Annotated in this window: 23 protein-coding genes; 8 read left to right on the forward strand and 15 right to left on the reverse strand. The window is 59.0% G+C overall.

Translation table 11 applies throughout. The features are described from left to right. Nucleotide 1: 1 nt before the first annotated feature. The 8 genes from NN484_RS06835 to rpmH form a co-directional block, all read right to left on the reverse strand. Entirely contained in the window at nt 2-799 is a 798-nt protein-coding gene (locus tag NN484_RS06835; RefSeq protein ID WP_041073588.1) for a ParA family protein, read from the reverse strand. An 18-nt stretch (nt 800-817) separates the two neighbouring features. Further along, the gene (gene rsmG, locus NN484_RS06840) at nt 818-1,462 is read right to left on the reverse strand and encodes a 16S rRNA (guanine(527)-N(7))-methyltransferase RsmG (protein ID WP_003229789.1); all 645 of its coding nucleotides are present in this window, start codon (nt 1,460-1,462) and stop codon (nt 818-820) included. Then, nucleotides 1,459-3,357, reverse strand: a complete 1,899-nt coding sequence (gene mnmG / locus NN484_RS06845) for a tRNA uridine-5-carboxymethylaminomethyl(34) synthesis enzyme MnmG (RefSeq protein WP_274658775.1) — start codon at nt 3,355-3,357, stop codon at nt 1,459-1,461. Before mnmG ends, rsmG begins: the two co-directional genes overlap by 4 nt. Before the next feature lie 552 nt (nt 3,358-3,909). Continuing rightward, on the reverse strand, nt 3,910-5,280 hold the full coding sequence (gene mnmE, locus NN484_RS06850) for a tRNA uridine-5-carboxymethylaminomethyl(34) synthesis GTPase MnmE (protein WP_215500454.1): 1,371 nt from the start codon (nt 5,278-5,280) through the stop codon (nt 3,910-3,912). Between the two features lie 81 nt (nt 5,281-5,361). Further along, on the reverse strand, nt 5,362-7,044 hold the full coding sequence (gene yidC, locus NN484_RS06855) for a membrane protein insertase YidC (RefSeq protein WP_274658776.1): 1,683 nt from the start codon (nt 7,042-7,044) through the stop codon (nt 5,362-5,364). A 2-nt stretch (nt 7,045-7,046) separates the two neighbouring features. Then, the gene (yidD, locus tag NN484_RS06860) at nt 7,047-7,292 is read right to left on the reverse strand and encodes a membrane protein insertion efficiency factor YidD (RefSeq protein WP_010565858.1); all 246 of its coding nucleotides are present in this window, start codon (nt 7,290-7,292) and stop codon (nt 7,047-7,049) included. After that, a complete protein-coding gene (gene rnpA, locus NN484_RS06865; RefSeq protein ID WP_011336726.1) occupies nt 7,285-7,686 on the reverse strand; it encodes a ribonuclease P protein component in 402 nt (133 codons plus the stop codon). The genes yidD and rnpA overlap by 8 nt, the downstream gene beginning before the upstream one ends. 16 nt (nt 7,687-7,702) lie before the next feature. Further along, nucleotides 7,703-7,837 (reverse strand): 50S ribosomal protein L34, encoded by a 135-nt coding sequence (gene rpmH / locus NN484_RS06870; RefSeq protein WP_003213577.1) that lies wholly within the window; start codon nt 7,835-7,837, stop codon nt 7,703-7,705. Between the two features lie 566 nt (nt 7,838-8,403). On the opposite strand from rpmH, the gene dnaA reads away from it, so the two are divergent. Genes dnaA through gyrB form a run of 4 tightly spaced genes read left to right on the forward strand, consistent with a single transcriptional unit; the run spans nt 8,404 to nt 14,611 of the window. Continuing rightward, nucleotides 8,404-9,927: a chromosomal replication initiator protein DnaA gene (gene dnaA / locus NN484_RS06875; RefSeq protein ID WP_274658777.1), complete on the forward strand. Its 1,524-nt coding sequence runs from the start codon at nt 8,404-8,406 to the stop codon at nt 9,925-9,927. A gap of 39 nt (nt 9,928-9,966) precedes the next feature. After that, a complete protein-coding gene (gene dnaN, locus NN484_RS06880; protein ID WP_007960767.1) occupies nt 9,967-11,070 on the forward strand; it encodes a DNA polymerase III subunit beta in 1,104 nt (367 codons plus the stop codon). 14 nt (nt 11,071-11,084) lie between these two features. Further along, nucleotides 11,085-12,188 (forward strand): DNA replication/repair protein RecF, encoded by a 1,104-nt coding sequence (recF, locus tag NN484_RS06885; RefSeq protein ID WP_274658778.1) that lies wholly within the window; start codon nt 11,085-11,087, stop codon nt 12,186-12,188. 5 nt (nt 12,189-12,193) lie between these two features. Beyond that, nucleotides 12,194-14,611, forward strand: coding sequence for a DNA topoisomerase (ATP-hydrolyzing) subunit B (gene gyrB, locus NN484_RS06890; protein ID WP_003220210.1), 2,418 nt, complete (start codon nt 12,194-12,196; stop codon nt 14,609-14,611). Nucleotides 14,612-14,745: 134 nt separating this feature from the next. On the opposite strand, the gene NN484_RS06895 is transcribed toward gyrB, so the two are convergent. Further along, on the reverse strand, nt 14,746-15,465 hold the full coding sequence (locus NN484_RS06895) for a response regulator transcription factor (RefSeq protein WP_127649494.1): 720 nt from the start codon (nt 15,463-15,465) through the stop codon (nt 14,746-14,748). Between the two features lie 168 nt (nt 15,466-15,633). Between NN484_RS06895 and NN484_RS06900 the strand changes: the two genes are divergently transcribed. Beyond that, the gene (locus NN484_RS06900) at nt 15,634-17,166 is read left to right on the forward strand and encodes a sensor histidine kinase (RefSeq protein WP_215500450.1); all 1,533 of its coding nucleotides are present in this window, start codon (nt 15,634-15,636) and stop codon (nt 17,164-17,166) included. 168 nt (nt 17,167-17,334) lie between these two features. Here the strand turns inward: NN484_RS06900 and NN484_RS06905 are convergent, their stop codons facing one another. The 4 genes from NN484_RS06905 to glyQ form a co-directional block, all read right to left on the reverse strand. Continuing rightward, a complete protein-coding gene (locus NN484_RS06905) occupies nt 17,335-18,114 on the reverse strand; it encodes a lysophospholipid acyltransferase family protein (RefSeq protein ID WP_215500449.1) in 780 nt (259 codons plus the stop codon). An 82-nt stretch (nt 18,115-18,196) separates the two neighbouring features. Beyond that, a complete protein-coding gene (gene gmhB / locus NN484_RS06910; protein WP_164747857.1) occupies nt 18,197-18,736 on the reverse strand; it encodes a D-glycero-beta-D-manno-heptose 1,7-bisphosphate 7-phosphatase in 540 nt (179 codons plus the stop codon). Nucleotides 18,737-18,740: 4 nt separating this feature from the next. Next, nucleotides 18,741-20,795: a glycine--tRNA ligase subunit beta gene (glyS, locus tag NN484_RS06915; RefSeq protein ID WP_274658779.1), complete on the reverse strand. Its 2,055-nt coding sequence runs from the start codon at nt 20,793-20,795 to the stop codon at nt 18,741-18,743. Then, nucleotides 20,792-21,745, reverse strand: coding sequence for a glycine--tRNA ligase subunit alpha (glyQ, locus tag NN484_RS06920; protein ID WP_003187265.1), 954 nt, complete (start codon nt 21,743-21,745; stop codon nt 20,792-20,794). The genes glyS and glyQ overlap by 4 nt, the downstream gene beginning before the upstream one ends. Nucleotides 21,746-21,826: 81 nt before the next feature. Here glyQ and NN484_RS06925 point away from each other — a divergent pair, with 81 nt between their 5' ends. The 3 genes from NN484_RS06925 (at nt 21,827) to NN484_RS06935 (ending at nt 23,635) form a co-directional block, all read left to right on the forward strand. Further along, nucleotides 21,827-22,384 carry a DNA-3-methyladenine glycosylase I gene (locus NN484_RS06925; RefSeq protein WP_127649484.1) on the forward strand — a complete coding sequence of 186 codons (558 nt, stop codon included), beginning with the start codon at nt 21,827-21,829 and terminating at the stop codon, nt 22,382-22,384. Nucleotides 22,385-22,424: 40 nt separating this feature from the next. Continuing rightward, complete coding sequence (locus tag NN484_RS06930) at nt 22,425-23,312, forward strand: lysophospholipid acyltransferase (protein ID WP_083367454.1); 888 nt, start codon at nt 22,425-22,427, stop codon at nt 23,310-23,312. Between the two features lie 83 nt (nt 23,313-23,395). Next, complete coding sequence (locus NN484_RS06935; protein WP_127649480.1) at nt 23,396-23,635, forward strand: PilZ domain-containing protein; 240 nt, start codon at nt 23,396-23,398, stop codon at nt 23,633-23,635. 15 nt (nt 23,636-23,650) lie between these two features. Here the strand turns inward: NN484_RS06935 and NN484_RS06940 are convergent, their stop codons facing one another. Together NN484_RS06940 and trkA are read right to left on the reverse strand one after the other, a co-directional pair. Then, nucleotides 23,651-23,965 (reverse strand): tetratricopeptide repeat protein, encoded by a 315-nt coding sequence (locus NN484_RS06940; RefSeq protein ID WP_127649478.1) that lies wholly within the window; start codon nt 23,963-23,965, stop codon nt 23,651-23,653. 152 nt (nt 23,966-24,117) lie between these two features. Continuing rightward, entirely contained in the window at nt 24,118-25,494 is a 1,377-nt protein-coding gene (gene trkA, locus NN484_RS06945; RefSeq protein ID WP_127649476.1) for a Trk system potassium transporter TrkA, read from the reverse strand. Between the last annotated feature and the right edge of the window lie 14 nt (nt 25,495-25,508).

Genomic DNA, 25,508 nt, shown 5'->3' on the forward strand with positions numbered 1-25,508 from the left:
CTTAAGTTGGCTGAGCAGCGGCGATGCGTGAATTTTTGCGCTGACGGCGAACCATCTCGCCCGCCAGGGCCAGGTAAGCGAGCGCGCCGCGCGATTGCTTGTCGTAGGCCAGTGCCGGCATACCGTAGCTCGGCGCTTCGGCCAGACGGATGTTGCGCGGGATCACTGTGTCGTAGAGCTGCTCGCCAAAGTGTTCCTTGAGCTGCGCCGAAACATCGTTCATCAGGCTCAGGCGCGGGTCGTACATGGTGCGCAGCAAACCTTCGACCTTCAGGTTCGGGTTCAGCAGTTCGGCGATGCGCTTGATGTTATCCACAAGGTCGCTCAAGCCTTCGAGCGCAAAGTATTCGCACTGCATGGGGATAATCACCCCATCAGCGGCGACCAGTGCGTTGAGCGTGAGCATCGACAGCGACGGCGGGCAGTCGATCAAAATGTAATCGTAGTTTTCACGGATCGGCGCCAGCGCGCTGCGCAGACGGCTTTCCTTCATCTGCATTTCCAGCAGAACCACTTCGGCCGCGGTCAGATCGCGGTTGGCCGGCAGCAGTTGATAACCGCCGTGCTCGGAGAAGTGCATGGCCTGGGCCAGATCGCATTCGCCGATCAGCAGGTCATAGACCGAGTTTTCCAGGCCATGTTTATCCACACCGCTACCCATGGTGGCGTTGCCCTGTGGATCGAGATCGATCAACAACACCCGGCGCTTGGTCGCGACCAGGGATGCTGCGAGGTTGATGCAGGTGGTGGTCTTGCCCACACCACCCTTCTGGTTCGCTATCGCGAATACCTTAGCCATTCTTGCTTGTGTTCCCAATCATGCCGTGCGGCGCAGTATCAGCAGATGGCGTTGGCCTTGGCAACCGGGTACGGCCAGGGCGTGTTCGCTATCGAGTTTGAAGTCTGCCGGCAATGCTACCAGCTCATCGGCCGGATGAACGCCCTTCATTGCCAGCCAGCGCGTATCGGCATCGCCAAGGTGGCGAGTCCAGTTGGTGAAGTTCTCCATGCTGCTGAACGCCCGGGAAATGATCCCGTTGAACGGCTGGGCAGGCTGGAACGCTTCGACGCGACTGTGGATAACTTGCAGGTTATCCAGTTTGAGTTCGAGTTTGACTTGAGTCAGGAAGCGGGTTTTCTTGCCGTTGCTGTCCAGACAGGTCACTTGCGAGTCCGGATACAGGATCGCCAACGGGATTCCCGGCATGCCGCCACCGCTGCCGACGTCCAGCCAGCGGCCATTTTCGATGAACGACATTACGCTCAGGCTATCGAGCAAATGACGCGAAACCATTTCGTCGGGATCGCGCACCGCTGTCAGGTTGTAGGCCTGGTTCCATTTGATCAACAGGGCCAGGTAACCCAGCAGCAATTCGTGCTGGGCTGCGCTGAGATTGACACCGAGCTCGCGGGCTCCTGTGGATAACTCTTCGGCGTGTTGCGAAGTGACCTTAGAACTCAAGCGCTTTGCTCCAACTGACGGCCCGCGCCGCGTTTTTTCAAATGAATCATCAACAGCGAAATCGCTGCCGGGGTCACGCCCGGGATCCGTGAAGCCTGGCCGAGCGTCTCCGGACGCGTCGCACTGAGCTTGCTCTGGATCTCCTTGGAGAGACCGGAAATGTTGGTGTAATCGATATCCACAGGCAGTTTCGTGTCTTCACTGGCGCGCAGACGGGCGATTTCGTCCTGTTGACGGTCGATGTAACCGGCGTATTTGGTCTTGATTTCAACCTGTTCAGCGACTTGTGGATCTTCGGCGCCGTTGCCAGTCACTTCGACCAGACCAGCGTAGTCGATTTCCGGACGACTCAAGAGATTGAGCAAGTTGTATTCGTGGGTCAGCGGCGTACCGAATTTTTCGGCAATCGCATCGCCCTCTTGGGTACCCGGGCGAACCCAGGTGCTTTTCAGGCGCTGCTCTTCGAGCTCGATGCTTTCGCGCTTTTTGCAGAAGGCCGCCCAACGCACGTCATCGACCAGGCCGAGCTCGCGACCTTTTTCGGTCAGACGCAGGTCGGCGTTGTCCTCACGCAGGATCAGGCGGTACTCGGCACGGGATGTGAACATGCGGTACGGCTCTTGGGTACCGAGGGTGATCAGGTCGTCGACCAACACCCCGATATACGCTTTGTCGCGACGCGGACACCAGGCTTCCTTGCCCTTCGCACGCAATGCAGCGTTGGCCCCGGCGAGCAAACCTTGAGCGCCAGCTTCTTCGTAACCGGTGGTGCCGTTGATCTGGCCCGCGAAGAACAGACCGCCGATGACTTTGGTTTCCAGGCTGTACTTCAGGTCACGCGGATCGAAGTAGTCGTACTCGATCGCATAACCCGGACGCACGATGTGCGCGTTTTCCATGCCGCGGATCGATTGCACGATCTGCAATTGCACGTCGAACGGCAAGCTTGTGGATATCCCGTTCGGGTACAGCTCATGGGTGGTCAGACCTTCCGGTTCGATGAACACCTGATGGCTTTCCTTGTCGGCAAAGCGGTGAATCTTGTCTTCGATCGACGGGCAGTAGCGCGGGCCGATGCCCTCGATTTCGCCGGCGGCGGAATACATCGGTGAACGGTCGAGGTTCGCCGCGATGATTTCGTGGGTACGGGCGTTGGTGTGGGTAATCCAGCAACTGACTTGCCGAGGATGCTGTTCTTTGTTGCCCATGAACGACATCACCGGGATCGGCGTATCGCCTGGTTGCTCGGTCATGACCGAGAAATCCACAGATTTGCCATCGATGCGCGGTGGCGTGCCGGTTTTCAGGCGACCGACACGCAGTGGCAGTTCACGCAGACGATGTGCCAGGGCAATCGACGGCGGATCACCAGCGCGACCGCCGGAGAAATTCTGCAGACCAATGTGGATAAGTCCGCCGAGGAAGGTACCGGTGGTCAACACCACGGAGTCGGCGAAGAACCGCAGACCCATTTGCGTGACAACACCGCGCACTTGTTCCTGCTCGACGATCAGGTCGTCAGCGGCTTGTTGAAATATCCACAGGTTCGGCTGGTTTTCCAGGATTTCGCGGACAGCGGCCTTGTACAGAATCCGGTCGGCTTGTGCACGGGTTGCACGTACGGCCGGACCTTTACGGCTGTTCAACACGCGAAACTGGATGCCGCCCAGATCGGTGGCGATGGCCATCGCGCCGCCGAGGGCGTCGATTTCCTTGACCAGATGGCTTTTGCCAATGCCACCGATGGCCGGATTGCAGCTCATGGCACCGAGGGTTTCCACGTTATGCGTCAGCAACAGGGTTTTTGCCCCCATACGTGCTGAGGCCAGTGCTGCCTCGGTACCGGCATGACCGCCGCCGATGACGATCACTTCAAAACGGGAAGGGAAATCCACCACGCACCTCGTGCCTGCTTAAGTAGGTAATTCAGGAATAGTTTGAGATCAGGTTTCTGAACCTGGTCGACAAGTATAGGGACTTCGCCCTTCCTAAAGAACCCTTTGCACAAAATTTAACCAGCTGTGGAGAACTCAAGGTTAAAAGAATAAAAAAGAGAGAAATTTATAAAACCTTTGTTTTAATGCTTATTCTTACTGACCGACATTTCTGTGGATAGATTGCTATAGGCCTTATAAATCAATATGTACAGAGTTTCAAAACCCTGTGACCATGTGCCAATGAGGCCCTTGGATAACCGGTGTAAGCCTGTGGATGAAAGGAGTGGTTATCCACAGAGTGGGTTATATCCAGTTTTTAAGCCCTGTTATCAACTGACCTCAGTGGCAGTTATTCACAGGGCTTAATCCACAGAAATTGGCTGAACGGGGATGAGGCGGACACGGAAAATCCGCTGAGGGAGAAGGAATCTACCCGGCACTGGAAGAAGGTAAGGAGAAAGAGAAGAGCAGACAGGCCGCGAACGGGCCTGTCTGTGTACAGCAGAAGGGCTATTTACCGATGCAGAAACTGGAGAAGATCCGGCCGAGCAGGTCATCGGAACTGAATGCCCCGGTGATTTCCCCCAAGGAATGCTGCGCCTGACGCAAATCTTCGGCCAGCAGCTCCCCTGCGCCAGCCAGTGTCAGCTGTGCGCGCCCGTGTTCCAGCGCCGCACTGGCATGACGCAGGGCCTCTAAATGCCGACGGCGGGCACTGAAGCTGCTTTCCGAGGTTTGTTCATAACCCATGCAGGCCTTGAGATGTTCGCGCAGCAGTTCCAGGCCGTCACCGGCCGATTTGGCGCTCAGGCTGATGGTGACATGGCCATCTTCGCTGACTTCCAGGGCAATCGCTTCACCCGTGAGGTCGGCCTTGTTACGGATCAAGGTGACTTTGGCCGGATCCGGTCGGGTTTCGAGGAATTCCGGCCACAGGGCAAACGGGTCTGCAGCTTCCGGGGCGGTGGCATCGACCACCAATAACACCCGATCAGCTTCGCCAATGGCTTTCAACGCCCGTTCCACACCGATCTTTTCCACCTGATCATCGGTATCACGCAGACCGGCGGTATCCACGACGTGCAACGGCATGCCGTCGATGTGGATATGTTCGCGCAGGATGTCTCGGGTAGTGCCGGCAATCTCGGTAACGATCGCCGCTTCACGCCCGGCCAGGGCATTTAGCAGGCTGGACTTGCCGGCATTCGGACGGCCGGCAATCACCACGGTCATGCCGTCGCGCAACAAGGCACCCTGTCCGGCTTCGCGAAGTACTGTGGACAGTTCTTCTCGTACCTTGTCGAGCATGCTCAGCACGTGGCCATCGGCAAGAAAGTCGATTTCTTCTTCCGGAAAGTCGATGGCGGCTTCGACATAGATGCGCAGTCCGATCAGTTGTTCGGTGAGGTTATGCACACGCTGGGAAAATGCACCCTGCAGGGAACGCAGGGCATTGCGCGCAGCCTGTGCCGAACTGGCTTCGATCAGGTCGGCGATCGCCTCGGCCTGGGCCAGATCGAGCTTGTCGTTGAGGAACGCGCGTTCGCTGAATTCCCCCGGGCGTGCCAAACGGCAGCCCAGTTCCAGGCACCGCTTGAGCAGCATGTCCAGAACGATCGGGCCGCCATGGCCCTGCAACTCCAGCACATCTTCGCCGGTGAACGAGTTCGGCCCCGGGAAATACAGGGCCAGACCTTCGTCCAGCACCTGCCGATCATCACTGAAAAACGGCCCGTAATGAGCGTAACGCGGTTTCAGTTCGCGACCGCTGATGGCTTTGGCCGCAACGCTGGCCAACGGCCCGGAAATACGGACGATGCCGACACCGCCGCGACCTTGAGCGGTAGCGACAGCGGCGATGGTTTCACGAGGTGCGCTCATAAACCGGAATCCAGACAAAAGTGGCAGATAGCAAAACGCCCCACTAGGGGGCGTTTTGAGTGGTGTTATCCACAGAGTAAGTTACGCCTCGGCTTTTTTCGTCGCCGCTTCGATCTTACGCGTGATGTACCACTGTTGGGCAATCGACAGGCAGTTGTTCACAACCCAGTACAGCACCAGACCAGCAGGGAACCACAGGAAGAAGAAGGTGAAGATGATTGGCATCATTTTCATGACCTTCGCCTGCATCGGATCCGGCGGAGTCGGGTTCAGACGCTGCTGGATGAACATGGTCGCGCCCATGATGATCGGCAGGATGAAGAACGGATCCTTGATCGACAGGTCGGTGATCCACAGCATGAACGGCGCCTGACGCATTTCCACGCTTTCCAGCAGAACCCAGTACAACGAAAGGAAAACCGGCATCTGCACGAGGATCGGCAAGCAGCCACCCAGCGGATTGATCTTCTCTTTCTTGTACAGCTCCATCATGGCCTGCGACATTTTCTGCCGGTCATCGCCATGTTGCTCTTTCAGTGCAGCCAGTTTCGGAGCAACGGCACGCATGCGCGCCATGGATTTGTAGCTGGCGGCCGACAATGGGAAGAAGATCCCTTTGATCAGCATGGTCAGGAAGATGATCGACCAGCCCCAGTTACCCACAATCGCGTGGATGTGTTGCAGCAGCCAGAAGATCGGTTGAGCGATGAACCACAGAATGCCGTAGTCGACCGTCAGTTCCAGACCAGGGGACAACTCTTTCAGCACAGCCTGGCTTTTCGGGCCGGCATACAGAATGGCGCTGGTTTCAACTTTTGCACCCGGTGCAGCGGTCAGCGAAGGACCGGTGTAACCGATGATGTAGTTGCCTTTGCTGTCTTTACGCGTCTGAACGATGTTGTTTTCGCCCTTCGGCGCAACCCATGCAGTCACGAAGTAGTGTTGCAGCCAGGCTACCCAGCCACCGGTGACGGTTTCCTTGAGCTGACCTTTGTCCATGTCTTTCATGGACACTTTCTTGTACGGCTCGGAACTTGTCCACAGGGCGGCGCCCAGATAAGTCGCGGTACCGGTAGCCGTGGTCGACGAAGGATCGGCACTGGCGTCGCGCTTCAGCTGGGCGAACATCGAACCGGACCAAGGCTGCGCGCTCTGGTTATCCACAAGGTAGGTCACGGTTACGTCATACAGGCCGCGTTTCAGGGTGAAACGCTTGATGTAGTTGACGCCGTCCTTGCTGAACTTCAGGTCGACGACCAACTGGTCCTGACCGTCAGCCAGTTGATAACTTTTCTTCTCCGAGGCGTAAACCGGACGACCGGCCGGGCTTGCGTCCGGACCGTTAGTGCCGATCAGGCCGCTTTGTGCCAGATAGGTACGCTCGCCGCCGTTGTCGAACAGCTGGAACGGAACATCCGGACGGTCCTGACGACGTGGATACAGTGGCAAGGTCAGTTGCGCAACGTCACCGCCCTGTGGATCGATCGCGAGATCGAGCACGTCGGTTTTGACCTGGATCAGATCCTTGCTGGCAGCGACCGGCGCTTCAACTGGTGCGCTGGTATCACTGGCAGCACGCGGAATATCGTCACTGGCGGAAGCGTTATTGCCAGGAACGGTGTCCGGCAAACCGGATGCAGTCGTACTGGAAGCAACATTCTGAGTCGGCAGGGCAGCCTGGCCATAGTCCTGGTTCCATTTAAGGACCATGACGTAGGACACGATTGCCAGGGCGACGATCAGGATCGTGCGTTTGATATCCATGATTACTCGGCCATCGAAGAAGAACGGGAGGTAGGGATAGGTGGAACCGGGTCATAACCACCGGGATTCCACGGATGACAGCGACCTAAACGACGAAAGGTCAGCCAGCCACCGCGCAGAAGGCCATGATTTTCGATGGCTTCTAACGCGTAGCAGGAACAACTGGGGTAGAAACGACAGTGATCAGCCATCAGGGGACTAATGGCATAGCGATAAAACTGGATCGGAACGAGGGCCAGTTTACGCATCTGGACTGTCTACCCCTACAGTTTCGGTTTTGACTGCTGGAACTGGCTTGTTACGGGCCAGGCGTTTCCAGAGTTTGCCGAAATGCTGAATCAATTCGGGGTTTTCTACGTCGCCCAAACCTTTGCGCGCGACGATAACGATGTCCCAGCCGACCAGTGAATCCTGGTGCAGGCGAAACGATTCGCGCATAAGACGTTTGAGACGATTGCGCTCGACGGAGAGCTTTACGCTCTTTTTCCCGATAACCAGCCCGAGACGGGGGTGATCAAGATCGTTGTTGCGCGCAAGGAGCAGGAGATTTTTCCCCGGAACCTTGCCGGTAGGGGAGTCAAAGACTGCCTTGAAATGCCGGGGGGTAAGCAGACGCTTTTCCCGACTGAAGTCCTGACTCACCTCCAGTGCCGGATTATCAAACTGCCAGACGCGCACGACCTTTGGCGCGGCGACGCGACAGGACGGCACGACCGTTCTTGGTAGCCATGCGAGCACGGAAACCGTGAGTACGAGCGCGTTTGATAGTGCTTGGTTGGAAAGTACGTTTCATGTCGTGTTACCTGGTTCGTCCACAACGGGCCGGAATGGCCCCCGTTTTAAGAGACCGGGGATTCTAGAGAAAGCAAGCCTTCAGGTCAATTTCCAACCAGCGTTTCCTTATAAATAGATCTCTGGAGCTTCCGGCACCGACATCCTGTTTGCCAAACATAAAAATAAAGAAGGGAATTATTTAAAGCTTTTCTGTAAAGCTTATAAAAGCTAGGGCACCCATCTTCTGTTGATAACTAGCCTTAGCCCTTATGTAACGTGCTGTACAGAGAATGACAACTACAGTGGAAAACCGTGTTCAGCCTGTGCTGCGCTATCGGATAACCTGTGTGTGGAAACAGCAGTTATCCACAGGCGGGTTATCCACCGAGTTTCACCCCCAGTTGTCCAGTGCCCTCAGAGGCGGTTATCCACAGAGCTTATGCACACACCGTTGGTCGCCTTTTTACCGCTTAACGCGTTGATTAATCATGGTCACCCCACAACCTGCATGTGGATAAGTGGACCGCTCGCCGCTACAATGGCCGCTTGTTTTTGCCTCACCGGCTTTCAACTTAGGGGATATCCGTGTCAGTGGAACTTTGGCAGCAGTGCGTGGAGCTTTTGCGCGAGGAGCTGCCTGCCCAACAATTCAACACCTGGATCCGTCCACTACAGGTCGAAGCCGAAGGCGACGAGTTGCGCGTCTACGCACCGAACCGTTTTGTGCTGGACTGGGTCAACGAAAAGTACCTGGGTCGCGTCCTTGAACTGCTGGATGAGCACGGCAACGGCATGGCGCCAGCACTTTCCTTATTAATAGGCAGCAAACGCAGTTCGGCACCGCGCGCCGCGCCGAATGCTCCGTTGGCTGCTGCGCAAGCATCGCAGGCTCAGGCCAATGCCGCGCCGGCCAGTGCACCCGCGCCAGCCCCGACGCCGCCACCAACCAAGCGTTCGACGCAGAAAACCGAGGAAGTCAGTGAAGAGCCGTCCCGCGACAGCTTTGATCCGATGGCCGGTGCGGCCTCGCAACAGGCCCCGGTTCGCGCCGAACAACGCACCGTTCAGGTCGAAGGCGCGCTCAAGCACACCAGTTACCTGAACCGCACGTTCACCTTCGAGAACTTCGTTGAAGGCAAATCCAACCAACTCGCCCGCGCGGCGGCCTGGCAGGTGGCGGACAATCCCAAGCACGGTTACAACCCGCTGTTCCTTTATGGCGGCGTCGGCCTGGGTAAAACTCACTTGATGCACGCTGTGGGTAACCACCTGTTAAAGAAGAACCCGAATGCCAAGGTTGTGTACTTGCATTCCGAGCGCTTCGTGGCGGACATGGTCAAGGCGCTGCAACTGAACGCGATCAACGAATTCAAACGCTTCTACCGTTCGGTGGACGCGTTGCTGATCGACGATATTCAGTTCTTCGCCCGCAAAGAGCGTTCCCAGGAAGAGTTTTTCCACACCTTCAACGCCCTGCTTGAAGGTGGCCAGCAGGTCATTCTCACCAGTGACCGCTACCCGAAAGAAATCGAAGGCCTTGAAGAGCGCCTCAAATCCCGCTTCGGCTGGGGCCTGACCGTTGCCGTCGAGCCGCCAGAGCTGGAAACCCGCGTGGCGATCTTGATGAAGAAGGCCGACCAGGCCAAAGTCGAGCTACCCCACGATGCGGCGTTCTTCATCGCCCAGCGTATTCGCTCCAACGTCCGTGAGCTGGAAGGTGCGCTGAAACGCGTGATCGCCCACTCGCACTTCATGGGCCGCGACATCACCATCGAGCTGATTCGCGAATCCCTGAAGGACCTGTTGGCGTTGCAGGACAAACTGGTCTCTGTGGATAACATTCAGCGCACTGTCGCCGAGTACTACAAGATCAAGATCTCCGACCTGCTGTCCAAGCGCCGTTCGCGCTCGGTGGCTCGTCCGCGTCAGGTGGCCATGGCATTGTCCAAGGAGCTGACCAACCACAGCCTGCCGGAAATCGGCGATGTGTTTGGCGGGCGTGACCACACGACGGTGTTGCACGCCTGCCGCAAGATCAACGAACTTAAGGAATCCGACGCGGACATCCGCGAGGACTACAAGAACCTGCTGCGTACACTGACCACTTGATGAACACCAGCGCAGCTTATTAAGGCAAGGGACTAGACCATGCATTTCACCATTCAACGCGAAGCCCTGTTGAAACCCCTGCAACTGGTCGCAGGCGTCGTCGAGCGCCGACAGACCTTGCCGGTACTCTCCAACGTGCTGTTGGTTGTCGATGGCCAGCAACTGTCGCTGACCGGTACCGACCTGGAAGTCGAGCTGGTTGGTCGCGTGCAACTCGAAGAGCCGGCCGAAACAGGTTCCATCACCGTGCCCGCGCGCAAGCTGATGGATATCTGCAAAAGCTTGCCCAACGATGCGCTGATCGACATCAAGGTCGACGAGCAGAAACTGGTGGTGAAGGCCGGCCGTAGCCGCTTCACCCTGTCGACCCTGCCGGCCAACGATTTCCCGACGGTGGAAGAAGGCCCGGGTTCGCTGACCTGCAGCCTGGAGCAGAGCAAACTGCGTCGTCTGATCGAACGCACCAGCTTCGCCATGGCTCAGCAGGACGTGCGTTACTACCTCAACGGCATGTTGCTGGAAGTCTCGGCGGGCGTGATCCGTGCCGTAGCCACCGACGGACACCGTCTGGCAATGTGCTCGATGCAGGCCGATATCGGTCAGCCGGATCGCCACCAGGTGATCGTACCGCGCAAAGGTATTCTCGAACTGGCACGCCTGCTCACCGAGCCGGACGGCAACGTCAGCATCGTCCTCGGTCAGCACCACATTCGCGCGACCACCGGTGAGTTCACTTTCACCTCGAAACTGGTTGACGGCAAATTCCCGGACTACGAGCGCGTACTGCCCAAAGGCGGCGACAAGCTGGTACTGGGCGATCGTCAGGCACTGCGTGAAGCCTTCAGCCGTACCGCGATTCTGTCCAACGAGAAGTACCGCGGCATCCGTCTGCAACTGGCCAGCGGTCAGTTGAAGATCCAGGCCAACAACCCGGAGCAGGAAGAAGCGGAAGAAGAAGTGGGTGTTGAATACAACGGCGGCTCGCTGGAAATCGGCTTCAACGTGAGCTACTTGCTCGACGTGCTGGGCGTGATGACCACCGAGCAGGTTCGCCTGATCCTGTCCGACTCCAACAGCAGTGCGCTGGTGCAAGAGTCCGACAATGACGACTCGGCTTACGTTGTCATGCCGATGCGTCTGTAATCAGCTGATCCTGGATGTCCTTAAGTCGTGTTTCGGTCACCGCGGTGCGCAATCTGCACCCGGTGACCTTCTCCCCCTCCCCCCGCATCAACATCCTTTACGGCGCCAACGGCAGCGGCAAAACCAGTGTTCTGGAAGCCATTCATCTGCTGGGGCTTGCCCGTTCGTTTCGTAGCACGCGGCTGTTGCCGGTCATCCAGTACGAGCAACTCGCCTGCACGGTGTTCGGTCAGGTCGAACTGGCTGAGGGTGGACACAGTGCGCTGGGGATCTCTCGCGACCGTCAGGGCGAGTTCCAGATCCGCATCGACGGCCAGAATGCTCGCAGCGCTACGCAACTGGCGGAGATCCTGCCGCTGCAGTTGATCAACCCCGACAGCTTTCGCCTGCTCGAAGGCGCGCCGAAGATTCGCCGGCAATTCCTCGACTGGGGCGTGTTCCACGTCGAGCCGCGGTTCATGGCGACCTGGCAGCGTTTGCAGAAGGCCTTGCGCCAGAGAAACTCCTGGCTGCGGCATGGTACACTTGACGCCGTTTCGCAAGCGGTTTGGGACAGGGAACTGTGCCAGGCCAGCGCTGAAATCGATGAATACCGCCGCGCTTACATCAAAGCCTTGAAACCAGTCTTTGAACAAACCTTGAGCGAACTGGTTGAGCTTGAAGGTTTGACGCTCAGCTATTACCGAGGCTGGGACAAAGACCGGGAATTGAGTGCCGTACTGGCTGGATCCGTACAACGGGATCAGCAAATGGGTCATACCCAGGCCGGACCGCAACGAGCTGATTTGCGTCTTAGATTGGGCGCACACAATGCCGCGGACATCTTGTCCCGGGGTCAGCAAAAACTGGTGGTCTGTGCCTTGCGGATTGCCCAGGGGCATCTGGTGAGCCAGGCCCGACGCGGGCAGTGTATTTATCTGGTGGATGACTTGCCGTCCGAGCTGGACGAGAGCCACCGTCGTGCGCTGTGCCGCTTGCTGGAAGACTTACGCTGCCAGGTATTCATTACCTGTGTAGATCACGAATTATTGAGGGAAGGCTGGCAGACGGAAACGCCAGTTGCTCTGTTCCACGTGGAACAGGGCCGTATCACCCAGACCCACGACCATCGGGAGTGAAGGCATTGAGCGAAGAAAATACGTACGACTCAACGAGCATTAAAGTGCTGAAAGGCCTGGATGCCGTACGCAAACGTCCCGGTATGTACATTGGTGACACCGACGATGGCAGCGGTCTGCACCACATGGTGTTCGAGGTGGTCGACAACTCGATCGACGAAGCCCTCGCCGGCCACTGCGACGACATCAGCATCATCATCCACCCGGATGAGTCCATCACCGTTAAAGACAACGGCCGTGGCATCCCGGTAGACGTGCACAAAGAGGAAGGCGTTTCCGCCGCCGAGGTCATCATGACCGTCCTCCACGCTGGCGGTAAGTTCGACGACAACTCCTACAAAGTATCCGGCGGTCTGCACGGTGTAGGTGTGTCGGTAGTGAACGCGCTGTCCGAAGAGCTGGTACTGACTGTACGTCGTAGCGGCAAGATCTGGGAACAGACCTACATCCACGGCGTGCCTCAGGCGCCGATGGCCATCGTTGGCGACAGCGAAACCACCGGTACCCAGATTCACTTCAAGGCTTCCAGCGAAACCTTCAAGAACATTCACTTCAGCTGGGACATCCTGGCCAAGCGCATTCGTGAACTGTCCTTCCTCAACTCCGGTGTCGGCATCGTCCTCAAGGACGAGCGCAGCGGCAAGGAAGAGCTGTTCAAGTACGAAGGCGGCCTGCGTGCGTTCGTTGAATACCTGAACACCAACAAGACTGCGGTCAACCAGGTGTTCCACTTCAACATTCAGCGTGAAGACGGCATCGGCGTGGAAATCGCCCTGCAGTGGAACGACAGCTTCAACGAGAACCTGTTGTGCTTCACCAACAACATCCCGCAGCGCGACGGCGGCACCCACTTGGTGGGCTTCCGTTCGGCCCTGACGCGTAACCTGAACAACTACATCGAGCAGGAAGGTCTGGCGAAGAAGCACAAAGTCGCCACCACCGGTGACGATGCCCGTGAAGGCCTGACCGCGATCATCTCGGTAAAAGTGCCGGATCCGAAGTTCAGCTCGCAGACCAAAGACAAGCTGGTGTCTTCCGAAGTGAAGACCGCGGTCGAGCAGGAGATGGGCAAGTACTTCTCCGACTTCCTGCTGGAAAATCCGAACGAAGCCAAGCTGGTCGTCGGCAAGATGATCGACGCGGCCCGTGCCCGTGAAGCGGCACGTAAAGCCCGTGAGATGACCCGCCGCAAAGGCGCGCTGGACATCGCCGGTCTGCCGGGCAAGCTTGCTGACTGCCAGGAAAAAGACCCGGCTCTGTCCGAACTGTACCTCGTGGAAGGTGACTCCGCGGGCGGCTCTGCCAAGCAGGGGCGTAACCGCAAGACTCAGGCCATCCTGCCGTTGAAGGGCAAGATCCTCAACGTCGAGAAGGCACGCTTCGACAAGATGATCTCGTCCCAGGAAGTGGGCACGCTGATCACCGCGCTGGGCTGTGGCATCGGTCGCGAAGAGTACAACATCGACAAGCTGCGCTATCACAACATCATCATCATGACCGATGCTGACGTCGACGGTTCGCACATCCGCACCCTGCTGCTGACCTTCTTCTTCCGTCAGCTGCCGGAGCTGATCGAGCGTGGCTACATCTACATCGCCCAGCCGCCGCTGTACAAGGTCAAGAAAGGCAAGCAAGAGCAATACATCAAAGACGACGACGCCATGGAAGAGTACATGACGCAGTCGGCCCTGGAAGATGCGAGCCTGCACCTGAACGAAGAGGCCCCGGGCATTTCCGGGGAAGCGCTGGAGCGTCTGGTAAACGACTTCCGCATGGTGATGAAGACCCTCAAGCGTCTGTCGCGCCTGTACCCGCAGGAGCTGACCGAGCACTTCATCTACCTGCCCGCTGTCAGCCTGGAAATGCTTGGCGATCACGCCAAGATGCAGGACTGGCTGGCCCAGTACGAAGTCCGTCTGCGCACCGTCGAGAAGTCGGGCCTGGTCTACAAGGCCAGCCTGCGTGAAGACCGTGAACGTGGTGTATGGCTGCCAGAGGTCGAATTGATCTCCCACGGTCTGTCGAACTACGTCACCTTCAACCGCGACTTCTTCGGCAGCAACGACTACAAGACCGTGGTCACCCTCGGCGCTCAACTGAGCACCCTGCTCGACGACGGCGCGTACATCCAGCGTGGCGAGCGCAAGAAAGCGGTCACCGAGTTCAAGGAAGCCCTCGACTGGCTGATGGCCGAAAGCACCAAGCGCCACACCATTCAGCGATACAAAGGTCTGGGTGAAATGAACCCGGATCAGCTGTGGGAAACCACCATGGACCCAAGCGTGCGCCGCATGCTGAAAGTCACCATCGAAGACGCCATTGGCGCAGACCAGATCTTCAACACCCTGATGGGTGATGCGGTCGAACCTCGCCGTGATTTCATCGAGAGTAATGCTTTGGCGGTGTCCAACCTGGATTTCTGATCCCGGTCGACGTTAAACAAAAGGCCAACGCACAAGCGTTGGCCTTTTTATTGGCAGATCAAAAGATCGCAGCCTGCGGCAGCTCCTACCGGTAATCCATGTAGGCGCTGCCGCAGGCTGCGATCTTTTGATTTTTACTCGGACGCAACCGTCACACTCTCCAACCGATACCCATACCCATAAATCGTCAGCAACTGCCAACCCCGGTCCGCCGTCAGCCCCAGTTTGTTGCGCAGGCGATAGATGTGCGTATCCAGCGGTCGCGACGAGACCACTTCTTCATGGGGCCAGAAGCGCTCGTACAAGTACTCCCGCGACAGCGGCCGACCCAGGTTACTGAACAGGCACCGCGCCAAGCGGTATTCACGTTCCGTCATGACCACTGCCTTACCTTCGCGGGTGACGGTCAGCTCGGCATCGTCGAAGGTCAGGTCATTGAAGCTCAGCACCTCGGTGGTGGTACTGCGTTGCTGGCTGTGCCGGCGCAGTACGGCGGCGACTCGGGCTTTCAGCTCGTTGGGGCGGAACGGTTTGCTGACGTAATCGTCGGCACCAGCGTTCAGGGCCTGGACGATATCGCTTTCGCCGTCGCGGCTGGTCAGCATGATCGCGGCGGGCGGCGACTCCATGTGTTCACGGGTCCAGCGCAGCAGTGCGAGGCCGCTCAGGTCGGGCAATTGCCAGTCGAGGATCAGCAGGTCGAAAGTGTCCCGGCGCAACTGGCGCAGCAGGTCCTCACCCCGTTCAAAGCTGTGCAGCGACCATGGCTGGTCGCCCACGGCCGCCATTTGCTGCAGGGTTTGCTCGACCCGGCGCAGTTCGGCGGGTTCATCGTCCAGTATCGCAACGCGCATACGCGTGGGTTCCTTGTTGCTTGGGCAGTGGCCGGAAACCATAACGGCTTGGCCTGTGCGGTGAAAGTAAGCCGTCCGCCGTCGGTCGACGTCCGCTATGATTCTTCGGATCTACGTCCTCAGACCTGTGGCCCATGAAACCATTCACTGCCCCCTGCCCTGTTTGCCATGAATAACCCGCGCCGGCGTGAAAGCCGCGAGCCGAGTCAGGTCCAGCGCCTGTTTCGGCGGCTGGTGCGTGAGTGGTTGTGGATAAGTCTAGTGCTGTTGCCGCTGACTGCGCTGTTGTCGTATCGCGCCCAGATCAATCTGCACGACGTGGTTCCGGCCTGGAGCGCGGTGCTCTCGGTGGCCCTGGTGGCGTGTGTCCTCGGGATGCTGCTGTGGCGCCCGCGCTGGGCGATCTGGGTGACGCTGGGCGGGGTGGCGTGTGTGTTGCTGACCAGCGCCGGGTTGGCGGAAGTCCGGCATTGGTGGTCACCGACTCCGGCAGCGCTTGGCATGTTGTTCGGCTATCTGATCTGGAACTGGCGGCGCCTGAGCGTGGTGCTGACGTACTTTGGCTGGGAACTGGCGCGGCTGGACCGCGAGCCGAAAGTCTTTCCGGAACGTCGCCGCGCGCAATTCACCAGCGCTGACCAGTTGCAGGGGCAGATCATGGCGCTTGAACAGGCCATGAGCCGCACCCGCGACACCCGCCGCTTTATAGCCGACGGCCTGGAATACCTGCCGGTGGCGACGCTGATCAGCGACCCCCAAGGGAAGATTCTGCTGGGCAACCGCAAGGCCCGCGTACTGTTCGATCACCCTCTGGTCGGTGACGATGTGCTCGAGCAACTGGCCCGCCTCGCCTATCCGGAATTATCCACAGAAACGCGTCCGGCGTTATCAGCCCTGCCCCTGCTGGAGTTTCGTGATCACAAGGAACGCAGCCTGCGTCTGGAACGCGCGGCATTGCTGCCGGTGGACGGCGATACGCCGATCGGCTGGCTGCTGAGTCTCACCGACCTCAGCGCCGAGCGCGCCGCTGAAGAACAGCGCGGGGTTTTGCTGCGTTTCCTCTCCCACGATTTGCGTGCCCCGCATTCGGCAATCCTCGCTTTGCTGGATGTGCATCGCCATCAGGCCGGCGCGGATTCCCCACTGTTCGAGCAGATCGAGCGACAGGTGCGTCGTGCGCTGGATCTGACCGATGGTTTCGTGTCGCTAGCACGGGCGGAATCCGAGGCTTATCAGTTTCAGCCCAGCCTGTTCGCGATGCTGGTACTGGACGTGCTGGATCAGGCCCTGCCCATCGCCCAGCAGAAAGACATCAAATTGCTGCAGGCGATGGATGAGCCATCCCAGGAACGACTGATCCTGGCCGACCAGGGCCTGTTGACCCGTGCCTTGTTCAACCTGCTGGAAAACGCGATCAAGTACAGCCCGGCCGGCACCACGATTCGGTTGAACGTCAGTTGCCAGGGTAATTGGCTGTGCTGTGAATTGACCGATCGGGGCAAAGGCATTGCCGCCGGGGAACTGCCGGATCTGTTCACCCAGTACCGGCGCTTTTCATCGGCGCAGGGGATCGATGGCGTCGGCCTGGGGCTGTCGATGGTCAAGGCTGTGATTGATCATCACGGCGGTAGCATCGAGTGCCAGAGCGTGGTCAATCAGGGCACGACCTTCCGGCTCCGGCTACCGCTGATTGCTGAGTGAACGAGCACAAAAAAACCGGCTATATCAGCCGGTTTTTTTACTTCCGAAAAAAACTTATGCACGTTTTACGGTGTTTTATGAGCTTGAGAAATATATAAGTAAATCAATCAGTTACTTTGAATATTCAGGCCTTTTCAACAAAACCGTACACAGGTTATCCACAAAATCTCAGACAGCCATCTGGTCATTTGCCGCCGGGGCCTGCGGAGCCGGTGGCAGGGAACCCATTTCGCGCTGAGCCTGTTCGTTCCAGGCTTGCACCCGATCGTTCAGGTCGGCAATGGCGCGTGGGCCAGTGCCTTCGGCGTACATCGGCTCACCGATGACCACGGTGATCACGCCTTGCTGCTTGCCCCAGCCGATTTTCGGCCAGAACTTGCCGGCATTGTGTGCAATCGGCAGTACCGGAAGCGCCGCATTCACGGACAATGCGCTGCCACTGCGGGAAAATTTGCCGATCGTGCCGTAGGGAACGCGGGTACCTTCAGGGAAGATCAGTACCCAGACGTTGTCCTTGAGCAGCTCGTCGCCTTTGGCCGCGACTTGCTTGAGCGCGGCTTTCGGGTTGTCGCGGTCAATCGCGATCGGTCGCAACATGGCCATCGCCCAGCCGAAGAACGGCACGTACAGCAATTCGCGCTTGAGCACCTGGCTCAAGGGCGAGAAATAAGCGGAGAGAAAGAACGTCTCCCAGGTGCTCTGGTGGTTCGACTGAATCACACAGGGCCGGTCCGGCACGTTTTCCGCGCCCTTGACCTCATAACGAATGCCGAGAAACACCTTGGTCAACCACAAGGCGCAACGACACCAGTACACATTGATAAAACGATAACGCGCCTTGAACGGCAGAAAGGGCGCGATAAAAAAGCTCAGGCTGCACCACAGCAAGGCAGTGGTGCCCAGCAGCAGGTAAAAGAGAAAAATTCTGATGGCCTGCAGTATCGACATGGCGACGTTTACCGTTACGGGCAATGCCCGACTGTTCAAGCGCACTCCCGATCAATCCCTGGTCAGGAACTTCAGAAGCACTCTAGTTGTGGATAAGTTCTGCGGCAATCGCCGCCAGATCGTCAAAAATCAGGGTGCCGACCGGAAGGGTCTTGGCCTGAGTCTTTTCGCCTTTCCCGGTCTTTACCAAAACGGGCTGTGAATCGACGGCTTTGGCGGCCTCCAGGTCACCAAGGCTGTCGCCGACGAACCAGACATTCGTCAGCGTCACGTTGTAATGCGCCGCGATGGTTTTCAACATGCCCGGTTTAGGCTTGCGGCAATCGCAACCCTCGTCCGGACCATGCGGGCAATACACGATCAGCCCGACTTCACCGCCCTGCTCCGCCACCAGCTCGCGCAAGCGCGCGTGCATGGCATCGAGGGTGGCGAGGTCGTAATAGCCGCGAGCAATGCCCGACTGGTTGGTGGCGACCGCCACCGTCCAGCCGGCCTTGCTCAACTGCGCAATCGCCTCGATCGAGCCGGGCAGTGGAATCCACTCTTCCACCGACTTGATGTAAGCGTCGGAGTCGTAATTGATCACTCCGTCCCGATCGAGAATCAGCAGTTTCAACAGCAGTCCCTCAACCCAGCAGCGAAATGTCGGCCACACCGAGGAACAGGCCACGCAAACGCGCCAGCAGCGCGTAGCGGTTGGCCCGGACCTTGGCGTCTTCGGCATTGACCATCACAGCGTCGAAGAACGCGTCCACCGGTTCGCGCAGGGCAGCCAGGCGGGCCAGCGATTCGTTGTACTGACGCGCCGCGGCCATTGGCTGCACAGCCTGATCGGCCTGCTGGATCGCCGAGTACAGCGAGAACTCGTTGGCATTGTCGAAGTACTTGGCCTCGACCACGGTCGGTACCGAGCCTTCAACCTTGCTCAACAGGTTCGATACCCGTTTGTTGACCGCCGCCAGCGCTGCCGCTTCCGGCAGTTTGCGGAAAGCCTGAACCGCTTGCACACGCTGGTCGAAGTCCAGCGCCGAACCTGGCTTCAGGGCACGGACCGACAGATAGGTCGCGACATCCACGCCTTCGTCTTCGTAACGCGCACGCAGGCGGTCGAAGATGAATTCCAGCACTGCGTCATTCAGGCCGGCAGCCTTGACCTTGGCACCGAACGCATTCACGGCAAAGGCCACGGCGTCGTTCAGGTCCAGATCCAGCTGTTTCTCGATCAGGATGCGCAGCACGCCGAGTGCCGCACGGCGCAGGGCATACGGGTCTTTGCTGCCGGTTGGCAGCATGCCGATACCAAAGATACCGACCAGGGTGTCGAGCTTGTCGGCGATCGCGACAGCGGCACCGGTCAGGGTCGCCGGCAATTCGGCACCGGCACCGCGTGGCATGTACTGCTCGTTCAGCGCCAGCGCGACGTCTTCCGGCTCGCCGTCATTAAGGGCGTAGTAGTAACCGGCAACACCTTGCATCTCCGGGAACTCGCCGACCATCTCGGTGGCCAGGTCGCACTTCGACAGCAGGCCTGCGCGGGCCGCCCACGAAGCGTTGCCGCCAATGCGCGCGGCGATGTACGCGGCGAGTCTGGAAACGCGCTCGGCCTTGTCGTAGACGCTGCCGAGTTTTTCCTGGAACACCACGTTCTTCAGGCGATCATTGAAGGCTTCGAGTTTCTGCTTCTTGTCTTGCTTGAAGAAGAACTCGGCGTCGGTCAGGCGTGGGCGAACCACTTTCTCGTTACCGGCGATGATCTGCTGCGGATCTTTACTTTCGATGTTGGCCACAGTGATGAACCGTGGCAGCAACTTGCCGTCGGCATCCAGCAGGCAGAAATACTTCTGGTTGTCCTGCATGGTGGTGATCAGCGCTTCTTGCGGCACGTCGAGGAAGCGTTCCTCGAACGAGCACACCAGCGGCACCGGCCATTCGACCAGGGCGGTCACTTCGTCAAGCAGCGCCGGTGGCACGATTGCAGTGCCTTCCTGACGGGTCGCCAGTTCTTCGGTGCGCTTGCTGATGATCTCGCGACGCTCGTTGGCGTCGGCCAGTACATAAGCGGCACGCAGGTCGGCCAGGTAGCTCGATGGCGAACCGATGCGCACGCTTTGCGGGTGATGGAAGCGGTGACCACGGGAATCACGGCCAGCCTTCTGCGCGAGGATCGTGCAGTCGATGACCTGGTCACCGAGCAGCATTACCAGCCACTGGGTCGGACGCACGAACTCTTCCTTGCGCGCACCCCAACGCATGCGTTTCGGGATCGGCAGGTCGTTCAGCGAGTCCTCGACGATGGTCGGCAGCAGGCTTGCGGTCGGCTTGCCGGCGATGTTCTGGCTGTAGCGCAGTTTCGGACCGCTCTGGTCGATTTCGCTCAGCTCGACGCCGCACTTCTTGGCAAAGCCCAGTGCCGCTTGAGTCGGATTGCCTTCGGCATCGAATGCCGCCTGACGTGGCGGGCCGTCGAGGTTGATGCTGCGATCCGGCTGCTGGGTGGCCAATGCAGTGATCAGCACAGCCAGACGACGCGGTGCGGCGTAGACGGTTTTGGTCTCGTAGCTCAGGCCCGCGGCTTGCAGGCCCTTGTCGATACCGGCGAGGAACGCTTCAGCCAGGGTGTTAAGGGCTTTTGGCGGCAGTTCTTCGGTGCCCAGTTCAACCAGAAAATCTTGAGCACTCATTGTGCAGCCTCCAGCTTGGCCAGTACTTCGTCACGCAGGTCCGGGGTCGCCATCGGGAAGCCCAGCTTGGCGCGGGCCAGCAGGTAGGCTTGCGCAACGGAACGCGCCAGGGTGCGTACGCGCAGGATGTATTGCTGACGCGCGGTCACCGAGATTGCCCGGCGCGCATCCAGCAGGTTGAAGGTGTGCGACGCCTTCAGGACCATTTCATAGCTCGGCAGCGGCAGCGGCTGGTCGAGTTCGATCAGGCGCTTGGCTTCGCTTTCATAGAAGTCGAACAGTTCGAACAGTTTGTCGACGTTGGCATGTTCGAAGTTGTAAGTGGACTGCTCCACTTCGTTCTGGTGGAACACGTCGCCGTAGGTCACTTTGCCGAACGGACCGTCAGCCCAGACCAGGTCGTAGACCGAGTCCACGCCTTGCAGGTACATGGCCAGACGCTCCAGACCGTAAGTGATCTCGCCGGTCACCGGGTAGCACTCGATGCCGCCCGCCTGCTGGAAGTAGGTGAACTGGGTCACTTCCATGCCGTTGAGCCAGACTTCCCAGCCCAGACCCCAGGCGCCGAGGGTTGGCGATTCCCAGTTGTCTTCGACGAAGCGAATGTCGTGGACCAGCGGGTCGAGGCCGACATGCTTGAGGGAGCCCAGGTACAGTTCCTGGAAGTTGTCCGGGTTCGGCTTCAGGACTACCTGGAACTGATAGTAGTGCTGCAGACGGTTCGGGTTTTCACCGTAACGGCCGTCAGTCGGACGGCGGCTTGGCTGCACATACGCGGCGTTCCAGGTTTCCGGGCCGATGGCGCGCAGGAAGGTCGCGGTGTGGAAAGTGCCGGCGCCTACTTCCATATCGTAGGGCTGAAGTACCACACAACCTTGCTCGGCCCAGTATTGCTGGAGCGCGAGGATCAAGTCTTGGAAGGTACGCACGGCTGGCGTAGGCTGGCTCACGAAATTCACCTGTTTCTTGGGCTGCGATTTAAAGAGCGGGAGTATACCCGATTCAGTCGCACCTCCACCCCCTGGAGCCTTATGCCACGCTGCTTTTGGTGTACCGAAGATCCGCTGTACATGGCTTATCACGATCAGGAGTGGGGCGCGCCGCTACGCGATGCGCAGGGTTTGTTCGAGTTGCTTTTGCTTGAAGGGTTCCAGGCCGGGCTGTCCTGGATCACCGTGCTGCGCAAACGCGAGCGCTACCGCGAGGTGCTGTACGGCTTCGACGTGCAGCGTGTGGCGCAGATGAGTGACGCGGAAATCGCCGAACTGATGCTTGATCCCGGGATCATCCGCAACCGCCTCAAACTCAATGCCGCCCGGCGCAATGCCCAGGCCTGGCTGGCGCTGGAAGACCCGGTGGCATTCCTCTGGTCGTTTGTCGGCGACAAACCGATCATCAACCATTTCAAGGATCGCAGCGAAGTCCCGGCGATCACCCCCGAAGCGCTGGCAATGAGCAAGGGCCTGAAAAAGGCCGGCTTCACCTTTGTCGGACCGACCATTTGTTACGCGCTGATGCAGGCCTCGGGCATGGTCATGGATCACACTCAGGACTGTGACCGCTACGCGCAGCTCGCCAACGGCGGTTAGAATGGCCGCCTCGCGCACAGCACAAGATCAGGAGTGACCTGTGGAAAAGTTTAAAGGCGCCTTGCTGGTAGGCGCTCTGCGGCTGTTTGCCCTGCTGCCATGGCGGGCCGTACAGGCCGTGGGTTCGGCAATCGGCTGGATCATGTGGAAAACCCCCAACCGTTCCCGCGACGTGGTACGGATCAACCTCGCCAAGTGTTTTCCACAGATGGACCCGGCCGAGCGCGAGCGTCTGGTCGGCCAGAGCCTGAAAGACATCGGCAAGTCGCTGACCGAAAGCGCCTGCGCGTGGATCTGGCCGGCCCAGCGTTCGATCGATCTGGTGCGCGAAGTCGAAGGCCTCGACATCCTCAAGGACGCATTGGCTTCGGGCAAAGGCGTGGTCGGCATCACCAGCCACCTGGGCAACTGGGAAGTGCTCAACCACTTCTATTGCAGCCAGTGCAAACCGATCATTTTCTATCGCCCGCCCAAGCTCAAGGCGGTGGATGAGTTGCTGCGCAAACAGCGCGTGCAACTGGGCAACAAAGTCGCGGCGTCGACCAAGGAAGGCATCCTCAGCGTCATCAAGGAAGTGCGCAAGGGTGGTGCAGTGGGTATTCCTGCTGACCCGGAACCGGCCGAATCCGCCGGGATCTTCGTGCCGTTCTTCGCCACCCAGGCGCTGACCAGCAAATTCGTGCCGAACATGCTGGCCGGCGGTAAAGCGGTCGGCGTGTTCCTCCACGCCCTGCGCCTGCCGGACGGTTCCGGCTACAAAGTGATCCTCGAAGCGGCGCCAGAGGCCATGTACAGCACCGATACCGCAGAGTCCTGCGCGGCCATGAGCAAAGTGGTCGAGCGTTATGTGGCGGCGTATCCGAGCCAGTACATGTGGAGCATGAAGCGCTTCAAGAAGCGACCGCCGGGCGAAGCGCGCTGGTACTGAGTCGTGGCTGAGGTGCTTGGCATGATCTGTGGATAACCTTGTCGGCAAGGTTATCCACAACCGTTCATTCAAGGGCGCAGCAGATGTCCGAACAACGCAAATCGTTTCGCATCAAGATCACCCACGACAGCTTCGGCGAGTGCCTGGGTCAGACGCGCAATCTGTCGGCCACCGGCGTGTATGTCCAGCATCCGCGCCTGGCTTCGCTGCCCAAGGGCGCAGTGGTTTATGGTCAGGTGCAGGGTTTACCCACAGGCGCGCCGCGGGTACGGATGGAAGTGGTGACGGTGGATGCTGACGGTATCGGCCTGCGTTATCTGTGAACAACGCCCGCTGACTTATTGCGCCTGACGGTCGAGCTTCTTCAGAAACACCGTCATTTCCTTTTCGGCCTGCTTGTCGCCATGGGCGCGGGCGGCTTCCAGACCCTGTTCCCACGCCTGACGTGCGGCGGCGTGATCGCCTAGCGCCTGCTGCGCCTTGCCCAGCAGTTTCCAGGCCGCCGAATACTTCGGATCGAAGCCTACGCAGCGCTGAAAATGCTCGGCAGCCTTGGCATTTTCCCCCAAATCCAGATAGCCCTTACCCAGACCGAAGCGCAGCAGGGAGTTATCCACACCCTTGGCGAGCATTTTTTCCAGGGATTCGAGCATGGGTGGATTCCTTTACTGTGGCGTGTCAGTGATGGGTCTGGCATAGGGAGAGCGCTATCGCGAGCAGGCTCACTCCTACAATTTGGAATGCGTTCCCTTGTAGGAGTGAGCCTGCTCGCGAAGGGGCCAGTCTGATCACCATGTAACCTGGATCAGAAGAAGCTCAACCCCACATGAAACAGCTTCTCCACATCGCGAATATGCTTTTTATCCACAAGGAACAGAATCACATGGTCGCCCGCTTCGATCACCGTGTCATCGTGGGCGATGATCACTTGTTCATTACGAATGACCGCGCCGATGGTAGTGCCCGGTGGCAGGCCGATCTTCTCGATTGGTTTGCCGATGACCTTGCTCGACTTCGCATCACCGTGGGCAATCGCCTCGATGGCTTCTGCCGCACCGCGGCGCAATGAGTGCACGCTGACGATATCGCCACGGCGCACGTGCGCCAGCAGCGTGCCGATGGTCGCCAGTTGCGGGCTGATGGCGATGTCGATATCGCCGCCCTGGATCAGGTCGACGTAGGCCGGGTTGTTGATGATCGTCATGACCTTCTTCGCCCCCAGCCGTTTGGCCAGCAGCGACGACATGATGTTGGCTTCGTCATCGTTGGTCAGGGCGAGGAAGATATCAGCGTCGGCAATGTTCTCTTCCAGCAGCAGATCGCGGTCCGACGCACTGCCCTGCAGCACCACGGTGCTGTCGAGGGTGTCGGAGAGATAGCGGCAGCGTGCCGGGTTCATCTCGATGATCTTCACCTGGTAGCGGCTTTCAATGGCCTCGGCCAGACGCTCGCCGATCTGCCCGCCGCCGGCGATGACGATGCGCTTGTAGGTTTCGTCGAGGCGGCGCATTTCGCTCATCACCGCGCGAATGTTCTCACGGGCGGCGATGAAGAAGACTTCGTCATCGGCCTCGATCACCGTATCGCCCTGGGGCAGGATCGGCCGATCGCGGCGGAAAATGGCGGCCACGCGGGTTTCGACGTTCGGCATGTGCTCACGCAACTGGCGCAGTTGCTGACCCACCAGCGGCCCGCCGTAATACGCGCGAACCGCTACCAGTTGTGCCTGGCCTTCGGCGAAGTCGATCACCTGCAACGCGCCCGGGTGCTGGATCAGACGCTTGATGTAGTTGGTCACCACTTGCTCGGGGCTGATCAGCACATCGACCGGAATCGCTTCGTTCTGAAACAGCTGTTCTTCGCGATTGAGGTAGGACGCTTCGCGCACCCGGGCGATTTTGGTCGGGGTGTGGAACAACGTATGGGCGACCTGGCACGCGACCATGTTGGTCTCGTCGCTGTTGGTCACCGCCACCAGCATGTCGGCATCGTCGGCGCCGGCCTGACGCAGCACCGATGGCAGCGAACCGCGGCCCTGCACGGTGCGGATGTCGAGACGGTCGCCGAGGTCGCGCAGGCGTTCGCCATCGGTGTCGACCACGGTGATGTCGTTGGCTTCGCTGGCCAGGTGTTCGGCCAGCGAACCGCCGACCTGCCCCGCACCGAGGATGATGATTTTCATCCAGTCACTCCATT

The sequence above is a fragment of the Pseudomonas serboccidentalis genome (assembly GCF_028830055.1).
GTDB classification, from domain to species: domain Bacteria; phylum Pseudomonadota; class Gammaproteobacteria; order Pseudomonadales; family Pseudomonadaceae; genus Aquipseudomonas; species Aquipseudomonas serboccidentalis.

Bases quoted from the DNA above. Each gene is read 5' to 3' on its own strand.
- NN484_RS06925 (WP_127649484.1), top strand. From the start codon at position 21,827: ATGCCACGCTGCTTTTGGTGTACCGAAGATCCGCTGTACATGGCTTAT.
- trkA (WP_127649476.1), bottom strand. From the start codon at position 25,494: ATGAAAATCATCATCCTCGGTGCGGGGCAGGTCGGCGGTTCGCTGGCC.
- rpmH (WP_003213577.1), bottom strand. From the start codon at position 7,837: ATGAAACGTACTTTCCAACCAAGCACTATCAAACGCGCTCGTACTCAC.
- dnaN (WP_007960767.1), top strand. From the start codon at position 9,967: ATGCATTTCACCATTCAACGCGAAGCCCTGTTGAAACCCCTGCAACTG.
- yidC (WP_274658776.1), bottom strand. From the start codon at position 7,044: ATGGATATCAAACGCACGATCCTGATCGTCGCCCTGGCAATCGTGTCC.
- glyS (WP_274658779.1), bottom strand. From the start codon at position 20,795: ATGAGTGCTCAAGATTTTCTGGTTGAACTGGGCACCGAAGAACTGCCG.
- NN484_RS06940 (WP_127649478.1), bottom strand. From the start codon at position 23,965: ATGCTCGAATCCCTGGAAAAAATGCTCGCCAAGGGTGTGGATAACTCC.
- NN484_RS06835 (WP_041073588.1), bottom strand. From the start codon at position 799: ATGGCTAAGGTATTCGCGATAGCGAACCAGAAGGGTGGTGTGGGCAAG.
- yidD (WP_010565858.1), bottom strand. From the start codon at position 7,292: ATGCGTAAACTGGCCCTCGTTCCGATCCAGTTTTATCGCTATGCCATT.
- mnmE (WP_215500454.1), bottom strand. From the start codon at position 5,280: ATGAGCGCACCTCGTGAAACCATCGCCGCTGTCGCTACCGCTCAAGGT.
- NN484_RS06895 (WP_127649494.1), bottom strand. From the start codon at position 15,465: ATGCGCGTTGCGATACTGGACGATGAACCCGCCGAACTGCGCCGGGTC.
- NN484_RS06900 (WP_215500450.1), top strand. From the start codon at position 15,634: ATGAATAACCCGCGCCGGCGTGAAAGCCGCGAGCCGAGTCAGGTCCAG.
- NN484_RS06905 (WP_215500449.1), bottom strand. From the start codon at position 18,114: ATGTCGATACTGCAGGCCATCAGAATTTTTCTCTTTTACCTGCTGCTG.
- recF (WP_274658778.1), top strand. From the start codon at position 11,085: ATGTCCTTAAGTCGTGTTTCGGTCACCGCGGTGCGCAATCTGCACCCG.
- NN484_RS06935 (WP_127649480.1), top strand. From the start codon at position 23,396: ATGTCCGAACAACGCAAATCGTTTCGCATCAAGATCACCCACGACAGC.